Here is a 23,209-nt window from a genome sequence, read left to right on the forward strand (position 1 = left end):
ATGCTTAATGGAGAAAATAGAATGAAGATAAAAATAGGATGGCTGTTCGTGACGGTATTGATGCTCACTTCGTGTGGGGGAATCCGGTCTGTGCGTACAGCAAAAACAACAGCGAAAGCAGATGGAGCTTCTTTGATGAAGGAAACATGGCTTTCTGCTGAACAACAGCGTAAATATGACTACTTCTTCTTGGAAGCCATGCGGATGAAAGGAAAGAATGAGTATGATGCGGCATTTGGATTGCTACAGCATTGTCTGGATATCAACCCCACTGCTTCTTCTGCGCTTTATGAAATATCGCAATATTATATGTTCCTTCGCCAGGTGCCGCAAGGTCAGGCTGCTCTGGAACAGGCAGTGGCTTTTGCGCCTGATAACTATTGGTATAGTCAGGGATTGGTCAGTCTGTATCAGCAACAAAATGAATTGGATAAGGCTGCGGCTTTGCTTGAGAAGATGGTCACCCGTTTCCCGTCGAAACAGGACCCTTTGTTCAGCCTTCTTGATATTTACAGTCGCCAGGAGAAGTATAATGATGTCATTTCCACATTGAACCGTTTAGAGAAACGTCTGGGTAAGAATGAGCAGCTGTCTATGGAGAAATTCCGGATTTATCTTCAGATGAAAGATGATAAGAAGGCATTTCAGGAAATAGAAAGTCTGGTACAGGAATATCCGATGGATATGCGTTATCAGGTGATCCTGGGAGATGTATATCTTCAGAATGGGAAAAAGCAGGAAGCTTATGATGTATACCAGAAAGTTCTGGCTGTAGAACCTGATAATCCGATGGCTCTTTTCTCGATGGCTTCTTATTATGAACAGACCGGTCAGAAAGAATTGTATCAACAGCAACTGGATACGTTGTTATTGAACAAAAAGGTGACTTCTGATACTAAAATCAGTGTCATGAGACAGGTGATTGCGGAAAATGAACAGTCATCCGCTAAAGATAGCACTCAGGTGATTGAGTTGTTTGACCGGATGATGAAGCAGGATATGGATGATCCGCAGATACCGATGCTTTATTCTCAATACCTGTTGTCGAAGAATATGGAACAGGAAGCTGTGCCGGTATTGGAGCAGGTGGTTGATCTGGATCCTACTAATAAGGCTGCCCGTTTGATGCTGGTCAGTGCGGCGGTGAAGAAGGAAGATTACAAGCAAATTATCAAGGTCTGCGAACCGGGCATTGAAGCCACTCCGGATGCGTTGGAGCTTTATTATTATCTGGCTATCGCTTATCATCAGGCAGAACAGGGAGATAGTGTATTGAGTGTTTGTAATAGAGCATTGGAACATATAGCTCCTGATACGAGGAAAGAAGTCGTTTCAGATTTTTATTCTATCATGGGGGATATTTATCATACCAAGAAACAGATGGCGGAGGCTTATGCTGCTTACGATTCGGCTTTGGTATATAATCCTTCCAATATTGGCGCATTAAATAATTATGCTTATTATCTGTCTGTGGAACGTCGTGATTTGGACAAAGCGGAGGAGATGAGTTACAAAACGGTGAAAGCTGAACCTAATAATTCGACCTATCTCGACACTTATGCCTGGATTCTTTTCGAAAAGGGAAACTATGCCGAAGCCCGTATCTACATTGATAATGCGATGAAGAACGACGGTGAGAAAAGTGATGTGATTGTGGAGCATTGCGGAGATATTTATTTTATGACCGGTGATGTGGAAGGTGCGTTGAAATACTGGAAGAAGGCACTGGAAATGGGTAGCGAGTCGAAGATGTTGAAACAGAAAATAGAAAAGAAGAAATATATTGCGGAATGAAAAGAATAGTTTATCTATTGTTGGTGGTGGTAGTGTTGGCAGGCTGTAAGAGTTCGAAGCATTTAGCGACCTCGGAAACTAAGACTTCGACAAAGACGCAGACCTCCAGTTATTTGGCTTCCAAGCTTCAATTGACCATTCCCGGTAAGAAGGGGAGTATGTCTGTAGGGGGAACCCTAAAAATGAAAACTCATGAGCGGGTACAAATCTCCTTATTGATGCCTATTCTCCGTACGGAAGTGGCACGTATAGAAGTAACTCCCGACGAAGTGCTGCTTGTAGACCGGATGAATAAACGCTTCGTTCGTGCAACAAAGGCTGAATTGAAGAATGTGTTATCGAAGAATGTGGAATTCTCCCGTTTGGAAAAGATATTGATGGATGCTTCTCTTCCTGGCGGAAAGACAGAACTGACAGGAAAGGATATAGGAATCCCCTCATTGGAAAAGGCTAAAGTTCAACTTTATGAGTTTTCGACACAGGAGTTTTCAATGACTCCGACGGAACTGACGTCTAAGTATAACCAAATTCTTTTGGAAGAATTAGTAAAAATGCTGGTAGCTTTATTATGATGAAACGTTTCTTTGTTATTCTAATCAGTTGCCTTTGGTTGGCAGTTCCTCTTTTCGCTCAATCGAACAAGTTGATTCGTGAGCTGGAAAGTAAACGCGGCACGCTGCAAAAACAGATTGCCGAATCGGAATCTATATTGAAGAATACAAAGAAAGATGTGGGAAGCCAGTTGAACAGCTTGGCTGTGTTGACGGGGCAGATTGAAGAACGGAAACGCTATATCATGGCTATAAACAATGATGTGGAAGCTATCCAGCGTGAACTGGCGTCATTGGAACGTCAGTTGAGAGGGTTGGAGAAGGATTTGAAAGATAAAAAGAAGAAATATGAAGCTTCTGTCCAGTACTTGTATAAGAATAAGTCGATAGAGGAGAAGCTGATGTTTATTTTTTCGGCAAAGAACTTGGGACAGACTTACCGCCGTATGCGCTATGTCCGTGAATATGCTACTTATCAACGTCTGCAAGGGGAGGAAATCCTGAAGAAACAAGAACAGATACGCAAGAAGAAAGCGGAACGGCAACAGGTGAAAGCTGCCAAGGAGAGCCTGCTGCAGGAACGCGAGAGCGAAAAGGTCAAGCTGGAGGAACAGGAAAAGGAGAAGCGTACGTTGGTGACTAATCTGCAAAAGAAACAGAAAGGATTGCAGAATGAGATTAATAAAAAACGCAGGGAAGCCAATCAACTGAATGCCCGTATTGATAAATTAATTGCGGAAGAAATAGAACGTGCCCGTAAGCGTGCACAGGAAGAAGCCCGTCGTGAAGCCGCTGCACGTAAGAAAGAGGAAAGTAAGGAGGGGAAATCCACTGCAACGGAAGCGGCTGCGAAATCGAAACCTCTTGATGCTTATACCATGAGCAAGGCGGATCGGGAATTATCGGGTAACTTTGCTGCTAACCGCGGAAAACTGCCAATGCCTATATCCGGAGCTTATATCATTACCAGCCGTTACGGGCAATATGCTGTAGAGGGCTTACGCAACGTGAAACTGGATAACAAGGGTATTGATATTCAGGGAAGACCGGGTGCACAGGCACGTGCCATTTTTGATGGAAAGGTGGCGGCTGTATTCCAATTGAACGGATTATTTAACGTTCTCATTCGTCATGGTGATTATATTTCTGTTTATTGCAATCTTTCTTCTGCCTCCGTTAAGGCTGGTGACACGGTGAAGACGAAGCAGTCTATCGGTCAGGTCTTTTCTGACGCTACGGATAATGGGCGGACGGTATTGCATTTCCAGTTGCGCAGGGAGAAAGAAAAGCTGAACCCTGAACCTTGGCTGAATCGATAATTGAATTAAAAAAACACACAGAGAATGAAGTTAACTAAAATACTAATATGCTTGCTGGTCTTCTGGGCCGGAACATTATCTGCGTCTCCTTATTTTTCATTCAAGAAATACCAGGTGGAGGATGGGTTGTCTCATAATACCGTGTGGTGTGCCCTTCAAGACAGTTATGGCTTTATCTGGCTGGGTACCAGTGACGGATTGAACCGTTATGACGGACGAGGCAATAAAGTGTACCGGAATGTTCTCAACGACAAATTTTCATTAGAAAATAATTTTGTAGAAGCCTTGATAGAAGTGGATAAGACTATCTGGGTCGGAACGAACTCCGGACTTTATATTTATGACCGTGATACCGATCGTTTTTCTTATTTTGATAAAACTACGCAGTATGGTGTATATATCAGTAGTGAGATTAAGAAGATTATAAAGACGGAAAATGGTCTTATCTGGATTGCGACTTTGGGACAGGGATTTTTTATTTATGATCCGAAAACAGAGGTGTTGACTCAAAATAGTGTCCAGATTTCTTTTGTGTGGGACCTTTGTCAGAGTGCCGATCAAAAGAGGGTGTATATCTCTTCTCTACAGGAAGGATTGTTGTGTTTTGACGAGAATGGCAAGTTTCTCCGGGCATACGAAATCTCATTGGAAACAAATGCCTCCGATAGTTATAAGGTGAACTGCATTCAGAATATCGATGGAGAAATCTGGATTGGTGCAGGAAGCAATCTGCTGAGTCGCTTGGATGAACGAACCGAAGCTATAGATAACTACAGTGGTTCGGCGTTTAATTTCGGAGCTGTTCATTGCTTGTTGAAGTATACGGACAAAGAGTTGTTGGTAGGGACTGATAACGGGCTTTATCTGTTCAATCAGAATACAAACACATTCCAGCGGGCGGATAATCCGGCGGATCCGAGAAGTTTGAGCGATCAGACCATCAATGGAATGATGTGGGATGCTGAAGGAGCTCTTTGGGTGTTGACCAATCTGGGAGGAATCAACTATATGTCCAAGCAAACTAAACGCTTTGATTATTATTCGCCTGCCTATTTGTCCGGGGTGCCGGGAGCAGGGGAGGTGGTTGCTCCTTTCTGTGAGAGTAAAGATGGGAATATCTGGATTGGAACTCAAAGCGGTTTGTATTTCTTTAATGCTGCTACCCAAGAGCTTTCTCCCTATGCTATTGGAGGAGCTAAAAGTCAGAAATATGATATTCGTTCTTTAATGTTGGACGGCGACTACTTATGGATCGGGACTTATGCCGGAGGAATACGGGTTGTTAATTTGCGCACAGGAGCAGTGAAGGCTTATACTCACTCTCGTGGAATCCCGAATACAATTTGTAGCAATGATGTGTTATGTATCTATAAAGGACGGAAAGGAGATATCTATGTAGGGACGAGTTGGGGATTATGCTGTTATGACTCTGCGAAAGATAACTTTATGACTATCACAAGTGTCGGTTCAATGGTTTCTGTTGTCGATATATATGAGGATATGTACAATCATCTTTGGATTGCGACTTCCAATAGTGGTGTGTTTTCTTACAACACGATGAATGCCCATTGGAAGCATTATCAGCATGAACGGGAAGACTCGACCACAATTACCAGCAATTCGGTCATCACTCTGTTTGAAGATGCGAAAGGAACCATGTGGTTTGGTACTAATGGAGGAGGGTTGTGTTCCTTTGATCCTAAAACGAAAACATTCATTGAATTTGATCCGCATAATACCTTATTACCTAATAAGGTTATTTATGCGATTGAACAAGATCAGGGAGGTGATTTCTGGATATCCAGTAATGCCGGAATTTTCAAGATTAATCCTCTCACTAAAGATCATTTCCGACAATTTACGATTAATGATGGTTTGCAGGGAAATCAGTTTATGGCTCGATCTTCATTGAAATCATCCGAAGGAAAATTGTATTTTGGTGGAATAAATGGCTTTAATGTATTTCAGCCCGAACAGTTTGTGGATAACAAATACATTCCTCCGGTTTATGTGACCGACATCCGGTTGCCTTATCAGACTGATGAACTGGAAGTAAAGAAACTGCTTCAGTTGGATAAACCGCTTTATATGGCCGATAAGGTGACTTTATCTTATGAGAACAACAGTTTCTCCATCCGATTTGTCGCTCTTAGTTTTGAAGATCCGGCAAAGAACCGATATTCTTATATACTTCGGGGAGTGGATAAGGAATGGATTATGAATACCGAGAATAATGTGGCTTCTTATACCAATTTGCCTCCCGGTGAGTATCTGTTCGAAGTCAGAGGTTCTAATAATGACCGTCAGTGGAATGAGAAGACTACTACTTTAAAGGTGGTGATTACTCCTCCCTGGTGGCGTAGTACTTTGGCTTATGTTGTTTATGTTCTCATGTTATTGGGATGGATCGGCTGGATGGCCTGGCGATGGAATCTCCGCGTTAAACGCAAATATAAACGGCGGATGGAAAAATATCAGACTGCCAAGGAACAGGAAGTTTATAAGTCGAAGATTAGCTTCTTCATCAATTTGGTGCATGAGATACGTACTCCGCTTAGTTTGATACGTCTTCCCTTGGAAAAACTGTTGGAGAAAGAGCGTGAAGGGAAAGATCTCAAGTATCTGTCTGTGATAGATAAGAATGTAAATTATCTGTTGGGAATTACTAATGAATTGCTTGACTTCCAGAAAATGGAGAGTGGCACGCTGCATTTGAATTTGAAGAAGAGTGATATTAAGGAACTTGTCAGTGATGTTTATAACCAATTTACAAGCCCTGCTGAATTAAAGGGAATTGATTTACAATTGACTGTTCCAGAACAAGAGCTGGTGTCTACGGTGGATCGGGAGAAATTAAGTAAGATTCTTGTTAACCTGATGGGAAATGCCATCAAATATGCTCATGCGCATATTGAATTGAAACTAGTTGTCACTGATAAAGGATATGAGATACAGGTGAATGATGATGGTCCCGGAATACCGGATGAACAGAAACAAAAGATATTTGAAGCTTTCTATCAACTGCCTGATGATAAGGTGGCTACGGCTGTAGGTACCGGTATCGGATTGGCTTTTGCAAAGTCTTTGGCGGAGGCTCACCAGGGAGATTTGTACTTGGAAGATAATGTTGGAGGCGGTTCTTCATTTATATTGTCTCTTCCGGTCAAAGAGTGGGAGACGGAGAAAACGGCTGATATTGTAGAAATGCATCCGGAACATGTGGATGTTTCTGATGCTGTATCTTCGGAGTATTCAGGGAAGAAGTTTACGGTTCTGCTGGTTGAGGATAATGTTGATTTATTGAATCTGACTCGCGAGTCGTTGGCAGAATGGTTCCGTGTGTTGAGGGCTTCCAATGGTCGTGAAGCACTTGAAGTGCTTGCGCAGGAAAATGTAGATGTCATAGTAAGCGACGTTATGATGCCGGAGATGGATGGTCTGGAACTTTGTTGCAAAGTGAAGTCTGAAATCTCTTATTCCCATATTCCGGTCATTTTATTGACGGCAAAAACCACTTTGGAGTCTAAAGTCGAAGGACTTACATGTGGAGCAGATGTATATGTGGAGAAACCATTTTCTATCAAACAACTTCATATGCAGATCGAGAATTTGCTGAAGTTGAGGCAGTCTTTCCATAAATTGATGGTGAGCCTGGCTGGGGATACGGTGGCTGTTTCGACAACGGACTTTGCGATGTCGCAGAAAGACTGTGAATTCATTGCGAAGATACAAGGGGTGATAGCCGAACAGCTGGCAGATGAGAACTTTTCGATAGATACCTTGTCTGAACAGATGAATATGAGCCGTTCCAATTTCTATCGGAAGATCAAGGCTTTGTCCGGAATGTCACCTAATGATTATTTGAAGACACTTCGTATGAATAGAGCTGCTGAACTGATTATGAGCGGTACCCGGATTTCTGAAGTGGCAGCACAGGTGGGATTTACTTCTTCTTCTTATTTTGCGAAATGTTTTAAAGCGCAATATGGCGTATTACCTAAAGAATATAATGGTCAGCCTCCGGTTTCAGGTGAGGAGTGATAGATTGCATAAAGCATATAAAAAGACTCCTGCCGGGAAATATCTTATGATATTGCGGCAGGAGTCTTTTATAAAATAATCAATTGAATGCTTTTTATTTCTTTTTTTGTCCCGGATAAGGTTCTACCATACAACGTTTCGCCCACGCTTCGTAAGCTTTTGTCATTTCCGCTACTTTTTCAGGGTGTTGCGCTGCTAGATTATGCATTTCGCTCCGGTCTTCATTCAGGTTGTATAACTCCCATTTAGCGTTTTCTCCCGGACGAACCAGCTTCCATCCATCTTTAGAAAGAAATGCACGTTCATTGTAATGCTCGAATCCCAAATAGTCGTGTCCTTCACGATGTCCGTTCTTGAAAATAGGAACCAAGCTCTTACCTTCTAATGGAATGATGTCGTTTCCTTTGTATTTGGTAGGATAAGTAGCTCCCGCCATATCGATACAGGTTGCCATAATATCCATCACATGCCCGATTTCAGGAGTCATCTTGCCGACATTCTTCTTGATACCTTTCGGCCAGTGAGCAATCATCGGAGTACAGATACCTCCTTCATAAGATTTAGCTTTCCAGAAACGGAACGGTGTATTGGCTACGTTTGCCCAACGTGCTCCCAGTGAAGCATAAGTTGTTTCCGGTCCGGGTAGTACTTCTTTGTTATGAGGATAAACCATTTTCTCCCCTTTACGTGTCATGTCAGGACGGTCGTTTTCTCCAGGAGAGTAGTTCTGACAATTTTCATTGCTGCATCCGTTATCGGAAAGGAATAGAATCAATGTGTTTTCAAGCTGTCCTGTCTTTTCCAGAGCATCGATTACTTGTCCTATTCCCTGGTCCATACGGTCGATCATGGCTGCATGAACAGCCATGGCGCGAGCATCCCATTCAGCATGTGGATTATCTTCCCATTTATCTTTGAACTGTCTGTCAGACAGGAAATTATCCATGTCAGGGAATATACCCAGTTGTTTCTGACGTTCGTAACGTGCATTACGGATGGCTTCCCAACCTACTTTATAGGTATCCTTGTATTTCTCAATATCTTCCGGCAATGCGTGCAACGGCCAGTGTGGTGCTGTGTAAGCCAGGTACATAAAGAATGGTTTATCGTCTTTGGCATACTCTTTCACTTCTTTCACTGCACGGTCTGAAAGTGCCTGTGTGATGTAATATCCGTCGGGTACTTCTTTTACGGGTACTTCTCCTTCTACTAGACTGAATGGATCAAAATAATCTACCACTCCATAAATCGTACCATAATGGGTGTCAAATCCTCGATTCACCGGATAATGACAGAGGTCAGAGTAGGTTTCGTGGTATACGTGGTGTGCCAGCCATTCGCGTTGGTCTTTGCGTAAGGGAGTCTCGGCGATATGCCATTTACCTACCATGCTGGTTGCATATCCTGATTCTTTCAATACTTCAGCAATGGTAACTGCATTGCGTGATAGTGTACCCCGATATCCCGGCAGGTGGTCATCGAAAGTCATTCGTCCGATTCCTGCCTGATGTTGATAAAGTCCTGTTAATAAGGAAGCGCGTGTCGGACAGCTACGGCTGGTGTTATAGAAATGATTGAAACGTACTCCTTGTTTTGCCAGTTTGTCCAGATTAGGTGTGTGGATTTCACTACCGTAGCATCCCAAGTCGGAATAACCGAGGTCATCCGCCAGAATTACCAGGATATTAGGTCTCTGATCAGACTTTTTTCCTTTGGCGTTTGCTGCAGTGTTGCCGGCTATCATTAGCGCCGCCGGCAGAATAAAAGCTTTAGAATTCATGAATATTATTGTTTAATTAGAGGTTTGTAATCCTTTGTCCTTGTTTTCGGCATACCATTGGCATACCTTTTTGCTCAACTTGGCAACCAGATCAGGATGCTCACTTGCGATATTGCTCTTTTCAAACTTATCCTTTTCCATGTCATATAGTTGTGCATCACTTCCGTCACCATTCACTAATAATTTCCATTTTCCGCTACGTATAGCTAAATGAGGGCTTTTATCATAAGCATTTCCGGGGAACATGAAGAATTTGTTTCTTCCGAAATCCCACATTAAATCAGTCTTGCGTTTAGCTTCCGATTTTCCGAGAAGAACTTTTGCATAGTTCTGCCCATCACCTTTGTAGCCTTTTTCAGTTTTGATTCCCGCTACTGAACATAAAGTCGGATATAAATCTACGGCACATAATACAGACTCATTATTTACCTGTCCGGCTTTAATCTTCTTAGGATATCTGACGATGAACGGCATGCGGATACCGCCTTCATAAAGACTATTTTTAGTTCCCCTCAGATAAGCGGAACGTACAGATTTGAAGCTAGGTGCGGGACCATTGTCACTGGTGAAAATAATGATTGTGTTTTCCGCCAGTCCCAACTCATCCAGTGCTTTGATAAAACGTCCGAGCTGTTTATCCATTTCCGCAAGTACGGGTGCAAACGCTTCCTGTGTTTCCCAGCTTTTTCTTTCCTTTTGTTTGAATTCCGGTACCCAAGGGGTGTGCATGTCATCCGGCCATAGGTTCAGGAAGAAAGGCTCATCTTTGTGATGTTTTACAAACTCAATACTTTTATCTACAAAGTATTCGGTACGTCTCCAGCGTTTCACACTGTCTTTATCCGACCATATCCACTTAGTAGCAGTGATTGCGGGTTCCGGATCCGGGCTCTCGTAAGTTGAAATGTATTCATCAAAACCGTAATTCTTAATAGAAGGAGCATCATGTACGTCGCGTCCGCCTCCCATGTGCCATTTTCCGATATGTCCTGTTGAGTAACCTGCATTTTGGAAAGCACGTGCCATTGAAGGCAACTTATCATCAAGGAAATTACGTTGCTCGCATTTCCTATTGCTCGCTTTGTCGTTCAGGAAAGTGTTGATTCCCACTTCAAGAGGAAATAGACCTGTTGTCAGTCCGCAGCGGGATGGAGAACTAACCGGCGCAGAAGAATAATACTGATTGAATAATAATCCGTCCTGTGCCAATTTATCAATATTAGGAGTAGGAGCGAATTTACCTCCATAGCAACCGATATCACCGATACCCATATCATCGATATAGATAATTACTACATTGGGTTTTGTTTCAGCTTGTGTGTTAGCAATGGGGAGGAGGGCTCCCAACCAGGGTAAATGTTTTTTTAAGTTCATAATTATTTTGATTTAATTAACTTCAGTTTTTCGTGATGACTTTTCGCAAAAGTAGGGAAGATATCAGAGAAGGAAGGAAAAATACTAATCAATAAAGGAAAAAAAATGGTAGAATGATAGATTTCTCCTTTCTTCTGTTGATAAAACAGGAATAGAGAAGCTCGTAGAAACCGAAAACTTCTCTATTCTTCTAATTATTCTATGGTACTGTCATTGGAGAGAGTATCTTGAATGGGAGCTTTACTTTGCCACAGTTTTAGTCAGTAATTGTACCCATGAGTATTTAGTGTTTTCTACCCAATTATCCGGTGACACTTCGATTGTACCAGTTTTTGCTGTTATTTTTTGTATGCAAATCAATCCTTTCTTTCCATTGGCTGTTTTGAACAGGTAAACTTTATTTGCTTGAATAGCTAAAACTTCGGAGGTCGGATCTGCCAGACTTTCTATCGGAGTTGCATCTACCTGGGAGATTGCATTAAATTCCGCTTGTGATAAAGAGGTTTCAGCAAATAATGTATGTTGTAAACCGCTAATTGTCATCAAACCATACTCACTTCTTTTAGCTGGTGAAACAAAAGCAGGTACTGCTTCACTTCCCGAAGACAAGATAACATCTCCGAGTGAGAAATCTACTTCGTTTGTATATTTCATGGCATCAGCAGCCATATAGGTGCGTCCAAGAAGCCATGTTGCATAATAACAACCATAGTAGGCCGAGGCTGTCTCTACTATTTCTCCATCTTTTCCGTAATCCGGATCGGAGAATAAAACGGAAGGAGTAATCTCTACCAATAAGTTGCGTTGGTACGTATGACCGTCGGCACCTAGAACGACTACTGTAATACAGGCATTTTCTTTTAAAGAAGTAAACTTGTAACTTGTCTCATAATTAGTGGTTCCGTCTGCAAATGACTGGGCAGTTTCTTCTATCAGATTTCCTTGCATTCCGGTTTTGGAATCTGCCTGGTAGATTTCAAAACTCATGATCTCTCCCTGTACTTTGACAGTTGCCGTGTATTCTGCAACTCCTTTCTCTAATGATACTCTATTGTTCTGATCGACATCTGCAAATTCAATCTTGACAGGTGCTTCATAATCAACTTCATATTTATCTGCGCAGCTAAATAGTCCGAATAAACTGATTGACAGAATTAATGCAATTATACTATTTGTTTTCATGACTTTATTTTTTTAAGTAAACATTCTATTTAGATTAGTATCCCGGATTCTGGTAGATATTCGGGCAGTTATTAACTTCATCCTGTGGTATTGGAGCCAAGTTCATACGCTCGTTATAATTACGTGTATCTAAAGTTACCCGTTGATATTCACCGTTAATTTTCTTTATTCCGACAGCCGGTAATCTCATTACATCTTTTGCTATCAGCCATCTTCTTATATCAAAGAATCGATGATCTTCAAAACAAAGTTCTACACGGCGTTCTTTGCGTATGCGTTCCCGAAGGGTTGCCTGATTATAATCTGCGGCCAGTAAGTCTGTCGTGATACCGGCACGGCGACGGATCCTGTTAAGTTGGGCTATTGCTTTCTCTCTGGCTGTGTTCGTATCTTCAGCTTCATTCTCGGCTTCTGCATAATCAAGCAGGATTTCTGCATATCTCATCATTGGAAAGTCCATGTAAGTGGTACCACCTTTTCGATGATCGATACGGTCATCCAGGAACTTTGTCAGGAAGTATCCGCTTCCCCATCTATATGATTTTGACAGGTCTATTGTAGCTGGCTTACCGTTGACCAGAGGCCAGGTAGCACCATCACATAGAATGCTTTGCGCCAAACGGGGATCCCTGTTAGCATAAGGAGAATTTTCATTGTAACCGGAATTCGGGTTGATGATGGCTTTCGTATTTGATTCGTAACCGAGAATGGGCTGTGAACCGTCGAGCATATCATAACAATCTACCAACCATTGGTCCGGGCAAGTCAGTAGCTCCTTATTTACATTCCAGGGGTCAAAGGCAGGCATCATTCCGTAAAGATCATTTGCCGGTGCGCGGAGAAATCCCATGATTACCTCACCATTGGCACGAGTATTGAATAATCGTGTGTAGCTCTTTTCCGGAGTGGTCGGATCTTCATATAAACGATAGAAATCTCCGTTGTCAGAATATTCAATCATATCGTAGGCAGCATCAGCAGCTTCCCTCCAGGTCACTCCGGACGCATTGTGTAAGGGACTTGCTGCATAAAGTAATGTGCGTGCCAGATAGCCTAGGGCTGCTCCCCGGGTAGCTCTTCCGTAGTCTGCCGCATCGTATTTGTCCGGCAATACTCCCGGTTCTGCAAGTTCTTTGAATTCATTAGTAATCCAACGGACGGTGGTCTCTAACGATTCACGTTTGATTTCATCATAAAGCAACGGATCGAGTTCTTTGTCTCCGATTACTAATGCTCCGTAGAAACGAAACAGTTCGTGGTGATACAATGCACGCAGAAAACGTACTTGATTTTTCAAGGAGATCTTCTCTGCATCCTCCAGAGGTGAACGGTCTACGTTGTTTAGGAAGGTGTTTGCAGAACGAATGGCCTTATAGTAGAATATCCAGGGATGGTCACCGCCAATCAAACCTTTGGAAGCATCAATTCCTCCCTTGATAAATTTTTCGAGTTCGGGAATGACTGCACCTCCGGCACGGGTTGTATTTCCGGCTCCATCGTCTGTTGCGTTGTCAAGCATACAAGGTGAACCGCCAATGTTTGCCAAAAAGCCAAAGCTGCCCAGGCGGTCTCTCCCCATGCGCATACGTGCATACAAGTCGTATGCAACTTTGCGGGTCAAGGTAATGTCCGAATAAACTTTCTCTGTATCTGTAAGATCCAGTTCGGTTTCTTTCATCAGGCTATCTGCACTACAACTGGTAAGCAGGACAGCCGTTACAAAGGATATAAATAGTTTTCTCATAAATTATTCATTTCAAACATTAGAAATTCAGGTTGATACCAAAATTTATTACTTTTTGTTGTGGATAGAATTGTCCATTGCTATTGTTCGATGATTCAGGGTCTACCTTTTTTACGTTATCCCATGTAAAGAGATTGTAGGCATTCGCATATACTCTAAGTGAACGTACTCCGAATTTTTTCAATAGTTTGCGAGGTATAGTGTAGCCTAACTGAATGTTTTTCAGACGCAAGTATTTGGAGTCTTTCAACCAATAGTCGGATTTATAATAATTAGGATGTGCGGCAGTGGCTGCTTTTGTGAAACGTGGATATGTTGCTGTTGCCGCTGTCTCCGGTGTCCATCTTCCGATATGCTCTTCGTAATAATTCCCCCAGAAATTATCCCATGCAATATCTTGTTGCAGATAGATAGATGAACGGGCAGCTCCCTGAAGTAATATGCTAAAATCAAATCCTTTCCAGTTCAAACCGGCGGCAAGAGAGAAGGTCATCTCGGGCACCGGATTGTAACCGATAGGAGCCTGGTCGTTGGAATCGATCACTCCGTCATGATTCAAATCTTTGTATTTAATATCTCCTGGTCGGCTTACTTGTCCGAATTGAACGGGAGAACTTGCTATGTCTTCATAAGAACTGAAGAATCCGTCGGAAATATAGCCGATAAACTGTCCGATAGGATTGCCGGTTTGTGACATATAGGAATAGGGTTTCACTGATTCACTTTTCTCTACAATCTCATTGTGGGCATATCCGTAAATCCCTTTTACGGAATATCCAAAATCTCCTTTTTGATCTTGATATCCTATTTCCAGATCATATCCCTGATTTGTTACGACACCATAGTTTATGGGAGCCAGTCCGTTTGAACCGGCTGCCTGAGAATATCTTTCCGGTTCACATAAGATGTTACTGCGACGTTCTTTAAAAAAGTCGATACTGGCAGATATTTTGTCTTTCAGCCATTTTGTCTCAAGTCCTAAGTTGTATTTCCGTGCAACTTCCCATGTGATGTTTTCATTGGCACTTTTTCCTTGAATCAGACCTTTAATCGCAGGATTGTGTGTCTCTCCAAAAGTGTACCCTAATCCTTCATCATATCCTGAACGATAATAGTAAGAGAAGCCTCCCAGCTTGTCATTACCAACTTCACCATAAGAGAAGCGTAGTTTAGTAAAACTTAAGATAGGGTTTTCTTTAAAGAAAGGTTCATTAGTCAGTACCCATCCCATTGATGCTGCAGGGAAGAGCTGATAACGGTGTCCTTCCGCAAAACGGTTTGAACCGTTATAACCTGCGTTAACTTCGAGCAGATAGCGATTTTCATAATCATAGTTTACACGTCCTACTAAAGCCTGATAGATATGAGGCACGTAAGAATAGCGTCCGCCGGGGGTGGAGGTGTAACTCATATTATAAAGTGCCAGTCCGGATACGTTATGTCCGGAGAAGGACTGTTTATAGCGAACTGCTGCTTCAATATACTTACGGTGTGTAGCTGCCGTTTTGTTAGTGGCTTTTGTTGGCAACACCATTTCAAGCCCTTGTTTATAGGTTTCGTTTACAGGATTATATTGATAGATATTGGGACGCTGCTGTATGCTGCGGTTATTGCTCCAACCGGCATCGTAAGAGAACTTTCCGTCTATACTTAATCCTTTTAACAGTTTCCTTAGGTTATATTTGAAAGCAAAATCTGTCTCAAGCTTATTGTTGAAATCAAGAAAAAAACCTGTATAACATAACGTTACGAGTGGATTTTGTCTCCATATCCCATCGGCAGCGGCATAGGTACCATTCGCATTCAAGATGGGGAATGCTTGAGGAGAATTGCGGTAGAACATACCGAACAAACGCATGGCTTCCTGTCCATCAGCATCGTAGCCATAGGGACGGTTCTGACTTCCGAAACGATAAGCAAGATTCACGGATACTTTAAAATCTTCAGTCAGATTGATATCGATATTTGAACGGGTAGTGAGCCTATTGTACTTGTATTCTGAATTATAGCCTTCTTTGTACAAGCCTTTTGCTACATCTGGTGAGGCTGCTAAAAGAGCTTGTATCGTTTCGTGTTCTTTAATTTTGTCCACATCTGTCTCAAACATACCTGTTTGAGTAAAGTATCCCACAGAGACAAAGTAGCGTACTGTCTTGTTTCCACCGGATAAGTTGACGTTGTATTTTTGTTGGAAACCATTCTTCGTAAACATATCTACAAAGTCATTGTCCGGGTGTGTGAACGGACTTTTTTGGGTACGATAGAGATAGTTATCGTATTCTGAAAGAAAAAGGCCTCGGGTATTACCAGTATCGGAAGGGTCAAAGCCGTCATTGATAGCACCTTCACGCATGAATCTTGAAACGGATTCTGCACTTAGAGTTTGAGATATACGATTGAAGGACGTAACACCGAATTCAGACGAGAAAGAAATTTGAGTTTCTCCTTCACGACCTCGTCGGGTAGTCACCAGTATCACACCATTTGCTCCTCGTACACCGTATACCGCCGTTGCAGAAGCATCCTTTAACACGGAGATGGTTTCAATATCATCAGGGTCGATTTGTGCCATAGGGCGTTCTACCCCGTCAATCAGTACCAAGGGGCTAGAATCGTTCAATGAAGCGCGACCACGAACAAACATCGTAGCCTGATCGCCACCGGGACGTCCGCTTTCCTGTCGGGTTACTAGTCCCGGGATGCGGCCGCCTAAAGCATTTGTGACACTTGATACAGGCATACTTTTCAAGTCTTGCGTCCCGACATTAGAAATGGAACCGGTGAGAGATACTTTTTTCTGTGTGCCATATCCTACAACAACGACTTCATCCAATTGCGCAACATCTTCTTCTAAAGTGACATTGATAAAAGGATGATTCTTTTTTATGGCAATAGATTGTTCAATAAAGCCAATCATTGAGATAAGAATTGTCTGTTCTGCTTCGTTGGACAATGTAAGAGTAAATTTGCCATCCAAACCAGTCACTATTCCATTATTAGTCCCTTTCTGAAGGACAGTAGCACCAATCATCTCCATTCCTTGGGCATCTTTGACAATTCCGCTAACTTTGGTTTGTGCATAGACATGCCAGATGGAACTGGTTAAGCATATGAATAATATTATTATTTTTTTCATGTTTTCTATCTATTAAATAGTTTTGATCCCCATTACCAACCCGGATTTTGTTGAATGGAAGGGCTTTCCTTGATTACTTTCAGAGGAATGGGATGATAATACATGTAATCCTTAAAATTGCGTGCTTCATCTACTGTAAAGCGAGTATAATGAAGTCCGGAAACATTTTCTTCTACTTTCATTCCGACAATAGGTTCTCTTAGTTGATTGCCATCCATCCAACGTCGCAAATCAAAGTAACGATGTTCTTCAAAACAGAGTTCGATACGACGTTCTTGCTTCACCTTTTCCATGAAGTTATCATCTGTCACCCCATTAAGAAATTTATCATCTGTTCCGAATCCGGCTCTGGAACGTATTTTCTGTACGGCTTCTATTGCTGTCAAACCATAGCCTTCAGGGTCCGCATTCATGCCGTAAGCGTGATGCATGGCTTCTGCGTAGGAAAGTAGGATATCAGATAAGCGAATCATCGGGAATAAGTGGAAAACAGTACCTACATTAGCCTGTCCGAAGTTCAGGGTTTTGTCCAGGAACTTAGCCAAATAATACCCCGTATTGGTCGAACGGTTTTTCACTTGGTTGAGTCCGTCTATGGTTATATTATCACTAATTCGCGTATAGATGGTATTCTTTCCATAAACCGAACCGTCATATCCAATAATTGCTGCCAGACGTGGGTCTCTGTTATTATACATGTTCTCGCCATCAGAAGAATGGGTATAATTACTTCCATCTTTCATAGTAAATGCATCGATTAATTGCTGTGAAGGTACTGTACCTCCTCCCTGATCTTTGGAAATAGTAGGGGGATAATGCCTGTTTTCCAGAGCATTGTCTTTGGCAGCTGTGTAGAACAATATGTATTCCTGATTAGGGTTAGCATGGATAAAGATCTTATCATACGTTTTAGCAGCAGTAAGAGCTATCAGGCTATATTTCTTATTTCCATTTGGGTTTATAGTTCCATCTGCATTCAGGTTAATTACATCTGCACAAGCTTTGGCGGCAAGTTGCCAGCGTTCTGTCACATCCGAGCCGTCAGTATACCCTAGTACTGGGTCATTATTATCTGTTCTGTTATAGAGTGGGCTTGCAGCGTAGAGTAACGTCTTGGCTTTAATGGCAAGTGCCATTCCTTTAGTCATACGGCCATAAGAACCATTCCCACCTTCCGGGTCAACTTTCAACACAGCGGCAGCACTCTCACACAACTGTACGATGTGATTGACACAGTCCTTGAAAGAGTCTCTTGCTTTTGTTTGCAGTTCAGGATCGTCGACTTCATAAATACGATCGACAATAGGAAAACCTCCGTAGTGTCTTAACAGGTTAAACTCAAATAAGGCCTGTAAACATTCAGTTTCCGCACAATAAGTGTCCTTAAATGCCTGGATATCTTCTTCTGTCTTATTTTGTAACACCAAGTCGGCTTCACGCAAATACTTGCGAGCAAAAACAGCTTGTTGGATTCCCTTGTATGAATTATTCCAGCATTCTTCAATCGGATTTGAAGAAGTGATATATCCACGAGACAACTTATGGATATCCGAATCTATGATTGTGCTTATTCCATCATTAGTGGCTGCATCTAAAAAGGCATTTCCTACGTGGTTGAAGCCTTCGGGAATATATGCATAAACCTGATTGATAGGTTTCAGATAGTTCTGCTCATTCGTAAAAATATCATCAGGTTGTGCCCAGTCATAGGGCATGTCATCCAGATAATCACAACCGGAAAGTGTAAGTGTTGCGCTTATTGCTAAATAAATTATCGATTTTTTCATGCTATCAGAATTTTAAGGAACAACCTATACTCATGTTTCTCGTCAAAGGAGCCGCCAGTGAAGGCGCTTCAGGATCAACCCATTTATATTTTGTCCAGGTAATCAGATTCGTTCCGCTAAGGAAAAGTCTCAATCCCTTAAGATGGATTTTCTGTATCATTTTTACAGGAAAGTCATAAGAAACTTCCAACGTTTTCAATCTTAAGAAATCAGCATCTTTCACATTTAATGTACTTATCTGCCTGTTGTTAAGATTGGCATTGTCCAGTGTTGTTAAACGTGGGAATGCTGCATTCTGGTGTTCGGGTGTCCAATAATCAAGTTGATGCTCAAATATGGTTCCGTTGTCTGTAAAAGGATTCATTACGATGTCCGAATATTGATGAGAGACTTTTGCTGCTCCCTGAAACAATGCGGTGATCGAAAATCCTTTGTAGCCGACTCCTAGATTAATGCCATACATCATTCTGGGAATATCTCCATATCCGATAGGTATCATATCGTTTACATCGATCTGTCCGTCTTTGTTTATATCTTCATAACGTACATCGCCTGGTTGGACATCAGAGAATGTTTGTACAGGAGAGGCTGCTATTTCTTCCCAAGAGTTAAAAAAGCCTTTTGCGATGTATCCTCGGTTTTCTCCCAAAGGACGTCCCTGATTCTTCAACCATTCGTATGGCTGATCTACTTCGCCATTTGCAATCAGCTCATTCGTGGAATAAGAGAATGTACCTCCTATGAAATAGCTCCAATCTGCGATATTTGAATTCCACATGGCAGATAAGTCTACTCCATGGCTATTGATCTTGCCTATATTCTGCTTAAATTCTTTTACATTACCGACAAGAGAGCTGATTTTATTATTAACTACGTACATATCATGACGGTTGTCCTTGAAAAATTCAGCTGTAACAGATAGGTGGTCTGAAAATAGTCTGGTATCTATTCCGATGTTCAGAATTCTTGCTTTTTCCCAAGTCAGTCCGGGATTTGGAAGTATATCCTGAATATATCCTCCAAGTTTTGTTCCCATGTTTACCCCTGTGATGTAGACATCGTTTTGCGGCCACATACGTCCCCTGTAATAAAAGGCATCTACACCCGATGAGTTGCCGACTTGTCCATAAGATGCTTTTAGTTTCAGGTAGGGCACTAATTTTTGGACATCTTTCCAAAAGGACTCGTTAGAAACAGTCCATCCGGCAGATACTGTAGGGAAGAAACCGAATTTGTGTCCCGGACCAAATTTGTGAGAACCCTGATAAGCTCCGATAACATCGATGCCATATCTTTTATCATAATTATAGCCGAACCAACCGTTTACGCTTTGGAAGCGGGTTGGTAATACCATTTCATCATTGCTTTCATATTGTTCATAGAAAGCTAAAGCCGAAACTCCATGTTTTCCAAAGGTACGGTTATAATCTAATTGAGCCACGATACCGGTCCGGCGGAAAGAACTGGTATTATCTACCTTGTTTATCATCGAGTCATCCTCGCGGGTCCGGCGGAGAACGTTCTCATTCGTGGCGTCCTTTTCGTAATATGCGAAAGTTATTGTACGTCTGATAGAAGAAACTGTGCGTGAATCCATAGATAAAGCAATAGAAGCTTTTAATCCCTCTGTTATGAAGGAAAGATCCTGTGAGAGTTTCGTACGGAAAGAACCATACAATTGTTTGTCCTGGAAGTAACCGGAGCGGTTTAGCATTGCCCATGGATTTTCACGGAATGCATTTCCTGCTACAATTTTTCCATCTTCTGTATTGATAATATTGCCGTATTGATCTGTATACCCTTGATCACTGTACCATTCAGGGAAGATTCCTTGCGGTAATGTGACCAGGTTTTTATAAATGTTTTCGGCTCCACTGCCAGGCCCGTTCTGGCTTTGATACCAGCCATACAAATTTACGTCCAGTTGGGTGGTGCGAGTTACAGCAAAATCAATATTGGAACGGATATTAAACCGTTCGGCAGAGTGATTGGTACTATAATCATGTGAATCATCCGTATTGAAGTAGCCATTGTTACGAGTGTACATTGCATTCACGAAATATGTACTTTTTTCAGTCCCTCCTTGGATATTAAGATTATAGCGCTGGCTCCATCGGGTATCTTTCAAGTATTTATCAGCCCAATCTACATTGGGATACAATATGGAATTAGGGTCATTGTTTGCATAATTCATAATGTCATAGTTGGAATACAGTGGATCCATATTGTCATTGTGACGGGCTATGTTATGCTGTCTTGCGTAATCGGCTGCATTTAATGACTCTAACTCTTTAAGTGGCTGTTGAGCTATTATTTGAGCTGTTAATTCAACCTGTGGTTTCCCTTTTATTCCTTTACGGGTTGTAACCAGAATAGCTCCACTGCCTGCACGCATTCCATATAAAGCTGTTGCTGCAGCATCTTTCAATACGGTAATTGATTCTACTTCGTGTGATGACAAAACAGCAAAATCCCGTTCTTGTCCATCAACCAGTACTAGCACATCGGATGAATTACTTCTCTGTCCTCTTATCCAGAATGAATTCTGTTCATTCACCAATCCACCACCTTGGACCTGCCGGGCAAAATAACCTGGTACCAATCCTGCCAATACTGCCGAGAGATTTGTAACAGGTAGATTGCGTAACTGTTTACCCGAGATAGTGTAGGCTGAACCGTTATAATCTCCCATAGGAAGTACACGATAACCTAAATCTAAAGGTAAATCTTCTTTGTTTTGGACATTTTGTGCCTGGCTTATAAGAAAACCGGGTAATAGTCCAACTAACAAAATTTCTCTTAAGAACTTCATACGTATAAATTTTGAGTTAACACCATAGTAGTTTTATTGATTATTCTGAACTTTGTCCATTAATATTTTCATCAATATATTTATAGACAGGATCAGAGGGTTTCCTTTTCTTTTGTGAAATGGTAATTAAAAGGATTTCTTTTGAAATGATAACGATTCCGTGGTACTGGCAACGGGTCTTGCATACGTAACTCCCAAGTCATCAACTCTTCCAGTAATTCCATTTGTTTGGAAGTATATTTCTTTTTATTATAAAGATTATTAATCTCGGAAGGGTCAGTTTTCAAATTATACAATTCGCCACGACCATAGTTATCAAGCACTAATTTCCAGTCGTCTTTGCGAACCATTCGTTCTGTTCCGCTCTGAGTCCAAGTATTCAGTTCGTCAAAGTGTGCTATTTTATTGGGTTGCAAGGCACCTTCTTTAACAAATGTTAGAGGTTCATCCCGAGTGAAATCTTCACCGCCAAAACCCTGTTGAACTATTATGCTCGAAAATTCTCTCTTTGGGTATGACTTGCCAGTCAACATAGGCCAAAGGCTACGTCCCTGCACTCCGAGTGGTATATCCGCACCAATAGCCGTGCAAATGGTAGGAAAGACATCGGCAATAGAGACATGTGCATCCATAGGGGCACTTTGAGGATGAATACCACATCCCGCCCAAATCATCGGGATACGAGTCAGACATTCAGGAACTCCGGCACCTTTACGAATCAAACCGTATTCCCCGCAATAATCTCCATGGTCCGACAAGATTACAAAAATGGTATTTTCATAAAGCCCGGCAGCTTGAAATCCTTCAATCAGACGTTTAGTCTGATCGTCAATTAGGCGGAGCATCCCCAAATAATTACCACGCAAACGAGGAAGATCTGTCGCAAGGTTTGGACAAGCAGTATCTTCCAATTCTGCCAAGATAGCATATTTGTCTCCTTTTTTAGACAGGTCTTTCCGGCTTGTCAAAGTTGCAGGTATCTTTTCCGGAGAAAACATCGAAAAATAAGGTTCCGATATCTGATAAGGGTTATGCGGTTCAGGCATTGAAACCCACATAAAAAAGGCTGAGTCTTTTTGCGCTTCCGCCCAGGCTAAAGCTTTAGTGACAATTTTTACCGGGTTCTGCGCTTCTGACGGGAAAGGAGTAGCTTCCAAATATTGTCCACGAGCTTTGTTATTTAGGAAGAATGCAAAATCCTTATCTTCTTGTGTATCTCGCTGATTTTTTCCCCAATGGAAATATTCCTCACAATAATCGAAATCTTTTCCTTTCACATGTGCATGATTCTTACCTACTAGTGCAGTCTTATACCCTTGTTCCTTAAATACTTCAAGCATATCTTTCTTGTAATACATGTCGGGAGTGTTGTGATTGGTACGGACATGAGTGGCAGTAGGAAAACGTCCTGTAAACATGGAACAACGCGCAGGCATACTGGCAGGAGCCACCGTATATGCCTTGTCAAACCACACATTACTCAATGCAAGAGAATCGGTAAAAGGAGTTACAGCCATTGGGAAGCCTTCACGACCACATAAATCTGCCCGTTGCTGGTCAGTCATGATAATAACAACATTGGGTTTGTTAGTTTGGGCAACTCCTGTGGTTATACAGAGTATGCTGGAGACAACTGATACAGCTAATTCTTTTTTCATATACTTTTTTGCTTTTACTGTTATCTTTTTG

12 protein-coding genes are annotated in these 23,209 nt (G+C 41.9%); 4 read left to right on the plus strand and 8 right to left on the minus strand.

Annotation, left to right across the window (positions count from 1 at the left end):
• The first annotated feature begins 21 nt into the window (after positions 1 to 21).
• Genes AB3G73_RS19110 through AB3G73_RS19125 form a run of 4 tightly spaced genes read left to right on the plus strand, consistent with a single transcriptional unit; the run spans position 22 to position 7,705 of the window.
• Entirely contained in the window at positions 22 to 1,794 is a 1,773-nt protein-coding gene (locus tag AB3G73_RS19110; protein ID WP_148364146.1) for a tetratricopeptide repeat protein, read from the plus strand.
• The gene (locus AB3G73_RS19115; protein ID WP_367745372.1) at positions 1,791 to 2,366 is read left to right on the plus strand and encodes a DUF4292 domain-containing protein; all 576 of its coding nucleotides are present in this window, start codon (positions 1,791 to 1,793) and stop codon (positions 2,364 to 2,366) included. The genes AB3G73_RS19110 and AB3G73_RS19115 overlap by 4 nt, the downstream gene beginning before the upstream one ends.
• The gene (locus AB3G73_RS19120; protein WP_148364144.1) at positions 2,363 to 3,664 is read left to right on the plus strand and encodes a murein hydrolase activator EnvC; all 1,302 of its coding nucleotides are present in this window, start codon (positions 2,363 to 2,365) and stop codon (positions 3,662 to 3,664) included. Before AB3G73_RS19115 ends, AB3G73_RS19120 begins: the two co-directional genes overlap by 4 nt.
• Before the next feature lie 24 nt (positions 3,665 to 3,688).
• Positions 3,689 to 7,705: a two-component regulator propeller domain-containing protein gene (locus tag AB3G73_RS19125; protein WP_367745375.1), complete on the plus strand. Its 4,017-nt coding sequence runs from the start codon at positions 3,689 to 3,691 to the stop codon at positions 7,703 to 7,705.
• A gap of 94 nt (positions 7,706 to 7,799) precedes the next feature.
• Here AB3G73_RS19125 and AB3G73_RS19130 read toward each other — a convergent pair whose 3' ends face one another.
• The 8 genes from AB3G73_RS19130 to AB3G73_RS19165 form a co-directional block, all read right to left on the minus strand.
• Positions 7,800 to 9,485: an arylsulfatase gene (locus tag AB3G73_RS19130; protein ID WP_148364142.1), complete on the minus strand. Its 1,686-nt coding sequence runs from the start codon at positions 9,483 to 9,485 to the stop codon at positions 7,800 to 7,802.
• Between the two features lie 12 nt (positions 9,486 to 9,497).
• Positions 9,498 to 10,859, minus strand: coding sequence for a sulfatase (locus AB3G73_RS19135; RefSeq protein WP_195648897.1), 1,362 nt, complete (start codon positions 10,857 to 10,859; stop codon positions 9,498 to 9,500).
• A gap of 240 nt (positions 10,860 to 11,099) precedes the next feature.
• The gene (locus AB3G73_RS19140) at positions 11,100 to 12,041 is read right to left on the minus strand and encodes a hypothetical protein (protein WP_148364140.1); all 942 of its coding nucleotides are present in this window, start codon (positions 12,039 to 12,041) and stop codon (positions 11,100 to 11,102) included.
• A gap of 34 nt (positions 12,042 to 12,075) precedes the next feature.
• Entirely contained in the window at positions 12,076 to 13,785 is a 1,710-nt protein-coding gene (locus AB3G73_RS19145) for a RagB/SusD family nutrient uptake outer membrane protein (RefSeq protein WP_195648895.1), read from the minus strand.
• Between the two features lie 19 nt (positions 13,786 to 13,804).
• Positions 13,805 to 16,921 (minus strand): TonB-dependent receptor, encoded by a 3,117-nt coding sequence (locus tag AB3G73_RS19150; protein ID WP_195648894.1) that lies wholly within the window; start codon positions 16,919 to 16,921, stop codon positions 13,805 to 13,807.
• 32 nt (positions 16,922 to 16,953) lie between these two features.
• Positions 16,954 to 18,708, minus strand: coding sequence for a RagB/SusD family nutrient uptake outer membrane protein (locus tag AB3G73_RS19155; protein ID WP_259021977.1), 1,755 nt, complete (start codon positions 18,706 to 18,708; stop codon positions 16,954 to 16,956).
• Between the two features lie 4 nt (positions 18,709 to 18,712).
• Entirely contained in the window at positions 18,713 to 21,520 is a 2,808-nt protein-coding gene (locus tag AB3G73_RS19160; protein ID WP_148364136.1) for a TonB-dependent receptor, read from the minus strand.
• Positions 21,521 to 21,612: 92 nt separating this feature from the next.
• Positions 21,613 to 23,178: a sulfatase gene (locus AB3G73_RS19165; protein ID WP_148364135.1), complete on the minus strand. Its 1,566-nt coding sequence runs from the start codon at positions 23,176 to 23,178 to the stop codon at positions 21,613 to 21,615.
• Positions 23,179 to 23,209 lie beyond the last annotated feature (31 nt).

The sequence above is a fragment of the Bacteroides sp. L008 genome, from assembly GCF_040812255.1.
GTDB lineage: Bacteria > Bacteroidota > Bacteroidia > Bacteroidales > Bacteroidaceae > Bacteroides > Bacteroides vicugnae.

What these genes read in the sequence shown, in the direction of transcription:
- AB3G73_RS19145 (WP_195648895.1), bottom strand. Translation starts at nt 13,785, where the DNA reads ATGAGAAAACTATTTATATCCTTTGTAACGGCTGTCCTGCTTACCAGT.
- AB3G73_RS19160 (WP_148364136.1), bottom strand. Translation starts at nt 21,520, where the DNA reads ATGAAGTTCTTAAGAGAAATTTTGTTAGTTGGACTATTACCCGGTTTT.
- AB3G73_RS19120 (WP_148364144.1), top strand. Translation starts at nt 2,363, where the DNA reads ATGATGAAACGTTTCTTTGTTATTCTAATCAGTTGCCTTTGGTTGGCA.
- AB3G73_RS19115 (WP_367745372.1), top strand. Translation starts at nt 1,791, where the DNA reads ATGAAAAGAATAGTTTATCTATTGTTGGTGGTGGTAGTGTTGGCAGGC.
- AB3G73_RS19125 (WP_367745375.1), top strand. Translation starts at nt 3,689, where the DNA reads ATGAAGTTAACTAAAATACTAATATGCTTGCTGGTCTTCTGGGCCGGA.
- AB3G73_RS19110 (WP_148364146.1), top strand. Translation starts at nt 22, where the DNA reads ATGAAGATAAAAATAGGATGGCTGTTCGTGACGGTATTGATGCTCACT.
- AB3G73_RS19165 (WP_148364135.1), bottom strand. Translation starts at nt 23,178, where the DNA reads ATGAAAAAAGAATTAGCTGTATCAGTTGTCTCCAGCATACTCTGTATA.
- AB3G73_RS19130 (WP_148364142.1), bottom strand. Translation starts at nt 9,485, where the DNA reads ATGAATTCTAAAGCTTTTATTCTGCCGGCGGCGCTAATGATAGCCGGC.
- AB3G73_RS19150 (WP_195648894.1), bottom strand. Translation starts at nt 16,921, where the DNA reads ATGAAAAAAATAATAATATTATTCATATGCTTAACCAGTTCCATCTGG.
- AB3G73_RS19155 (WP_259021977.1), bottom strand. Translation starts at nt 18,708, where the DNA reads ATGAAAAAATCGATAATTTATTTAGCAATAAGCGCAACACTTACACTT.
- AB3G73_RS19135 (WP_195648897.1), bottom strand. Translation starts at nt 10,859, where the DNA reads ATGAACTTAAAAAAACATTTACCCTGGTTGGGAGCCCTCCTCCCCATT.
- AB3G73_RS19140 (WP_148364140.1), bottom strand. Translation starts at nt 12,041, where the DNA reads ATGAAAACAAATAGTATAATTGCATTAATTCTGTCAATCAGTTTATTC.